The sequence below is a fragment of the Moorena sp. SIO4A1 genome, assembly GCF_010672065.1.
In the GTDB taxonomy this organism is placed as follows: Bacteria; Cyanobacteriota; Cyanobacteriia; order Cyanobacteriales; family Coleofasciculaceae; genus Moorena.
On sequence record NZ_JAAHHX010000294.1, the window covers coordinates 1 to 2,388 of the forward strand.

Consider the following 2,388-nt stretch of genomic DNA (forward strand, 5'->3'; position numbering starts at 1 on the left):
CATATTGTGCTGACTTCTTTACTGGTTGAACAATTTACCCAAGCTGGCGGCACGGTTGAAGATATGGTGGTGCTAGATATGGGTGCAGGAAGTGGCTTGGTTGCCAAAACTCTAGCTGACTTGGGGGTCAAATCAATTGTGGGGACATTATTCCCCAAGCAGCAGAAGCTGCTCAACGTCAGTATCCTGGGGTTTACGAGGATTACCATGTGGGGGATTTGGCTAATTTAACCGAAACCACTAAGGAGGCATTAAGTCGTCGAGGGTTTAACTGCCTGATTTGTTGCTCCGCTCTGAGTAATGGTCATGTTTCGGCGGATGCTTTGAGTGTAGTATATAACCAGACTGCCCCTGATGGATGGATTGCCTTCAACGTAGCTCAGTATTTCTGGAAAGATGATACTGAGACGGGATTTCAGCAGCAGCACCCTTGGGTAACAGATACAAACATTTTTGAGGTAGTTCAGATACAACCCTACCGACACCGATTTTATACCGATGGACGTCCCCTAGAGTATGTAGCCATCATCGGGCGTAAGCGGTCTAGTATCCTATAAAGCTAGCTATCGAATAGCAAAAGTCTCGGTCGGTTGCGACCGAGCGGTAGACTTAAAGGGATTTGATAACACTAAAAATGGAGCAATAATGCTAGCACAAAAGAGTCGGATAGATTGTGACCAATTCAATGACTTCTTTGTAGAAGAAATTGCCTTAGAGGAGGTGTTGGTTGGCAAAGATACAATCGAGTTTATCTATAGCATTGAGGGCGAAAATATTCGCTGTTCCATCCGTTACAATTCCGTCGAGTTTACCGATCCAGCCTTAAAGTCGCCAGAAGAAACTAAACGTTTTGCAGTGGTTCTAGCAGTGATTTGCTCTGTGCGATTTGGTCCGTTACTTCCGAGACGATTAAATTTTACAACGTACAGTCGCTACATAGATCAGGAACTGCTGGAATTCCTCAAGGTTGTCATGGTTGGACACTGGAGTCAGCATCGCTATCAAGTGGGACAATTGAGTTACAAGTTTCCCGAGTTTGTAGTCACAGCTTCAGAACTAGGGAAAGACGCAAGTTATCCACTGTGGTCCGCTGCCAAGGTTGACGGTAAAGCAAAGATTATTTTAGGGTCTGGCTCGGGTAAAGACAGTCTGTTGTGCAGCCGGATTTTGGAAGCTGCCGGGATTAACTACGACATTGTAACGTACTTCCACGATATTTATGGGGAGGATGTGGGCCAAGAAACATTGTTCGAGCAGGTAACGAGCCATCTAAAATTTACAAATAAACACGGTGTTTACTTTTATGATCAGTATTACCCGTGGCTGGAAAATCGGTTAAGCAGAACGAATATCATTGCGAGGGCAAAGGATTATTTCGGGAACAATCGCTTTCGCTCGGAAGCGGGAGAAACGCTGCTGACCACAATGGCTATGATACCGGTTCAAATCGTACATGGTATTTCCCTTTTGGCATTGGGACACGAGAAGAGCGCTGATGCACCCAATCTGATTGAGCCGGAATCAGGGGAAGCGATCGCCCACCAATGGACTAAAAGTTTTACCTTTCATCAGACAATCTCCAAGCTCATAGCACGGATGTTTGAGGGAGTTAATATGGTAAGCCTGACCAAACCCATCCATGATATCAAAATCTTTGACCTGCTCTTTGGGCTTGACAACCAGCTACCTTATGGGACAAATTCGTGCAATGTACAAAAGCCTTGGTGTTGCAGATGTGAAAAATGTTGTTACGTCTTTGCCGGTTTTTGCGCCTATGGGGATGTGAGCAAAACCATTCAAGCTTTTGGCAACAATCTGTTGGAAATGGAAGAAAACGTACCTATTTGGGAAGATTTGCTCGGCCTGAACGGGTACATTGCCTGGGAGTGCGTAGGGCTTCCCGAGGAAACCCAGTGGTATTTTTACAAGCTCTATCTCAGGGGAGTCAAAGGTCGGGCAATGGATTTGTTTGAGCAAGAAGTTCTGAATCCGTTGAGACAAAAAGGAGAAGAGCATGTAAAACAATATTTCTCAGCAATCGAGAAAAACTATTCTCAAGTCTATGAAAACCACCATACGATGCCCGAGTGGTTGTGGCAAAAGATTCAGCCAGTCTTGGAACAAAAGTATTGAGTTGAACCCAAGGGAACCGGATATAGCTTTTGCTAGTAAGCCTCAGGTACATCTAAATTTTCTTCCAAGTCTCTGTTGATGCAAAGCGCGAGCCGTTTCAATTTCCAAAATAATCGACGGTTGAATCCCTTCGGTAGCTTCGTCTAACACTAATATAGCACTACCCATTAAGGTGTTTGACATTGAGAAAACCTGAAACGCTGTTATAGTAAACTTTTGCCTCTTGCCTCTTGCCTCTTGCCTTGGGCGTAGCGC

General features: G+C 44.9%; 2 protein-coding genes and 2 pseudogenes. 3 read left to right on the plus strand and 1 reads right to left on the minus strand.

Annotation, left to right across the window (positions count from 1 at the left end; genetic code table 11):
- The 3 genes and pseudogenes from F6K53_RS37455 to F6K53_RS37465 form a co-directional block, all read left to right on the plus strand.
- Positions 1-231 (plus strand): annotated as a pseudogene (locus F6K53_RS37455) (hypothetical protein); the annotation flags it as partial.
- On the plus strand, positions 219-557 hold the full coding sequence (locus F6K53_RS37460; protein WP_293055723.1) for a hypothetical protein: 339 nt from the start codon (positions 219-221) through the stop codon (positions 555-557). The pseudogene F6K53_RS37455 and the gene F6K53_RS37460, both read left to right, overlap by 13 nt.
- An 88-nt stretch (positions 558-645) precedes the next feature.
- On the plus strand, positions 646-2,133 hold the full coding sequence (locus F6K53_RS37465; protein ID WP_075898881.1) for a hypothetical protein: 1,488 nt from the start codon (positions 646-648) through the stop codon (positions 2,131-2,133).
- Between the two features lie 42 nt (positions 2,134-2,175).
- On the opposite strand, the pseudogene F6K53_RS37470 reads toward F6K53_RS37465, so the two are convergent.
- Positions 2,176-2,388 (minus strand): annotated as a pseudogene (locus tag F6K53_RS37470) (hypothetical protein); the annotation flags it as partial.

Excerpts from the sequence above, each read along its gene's own strand:
- F6K53_RS37465 (WP_075898881.1), top strand. The coding sequence starts at position 646 with ATGCTAGCACAAAAGAGTCGGATAGATTGTGACCAATTCAATGACTTC.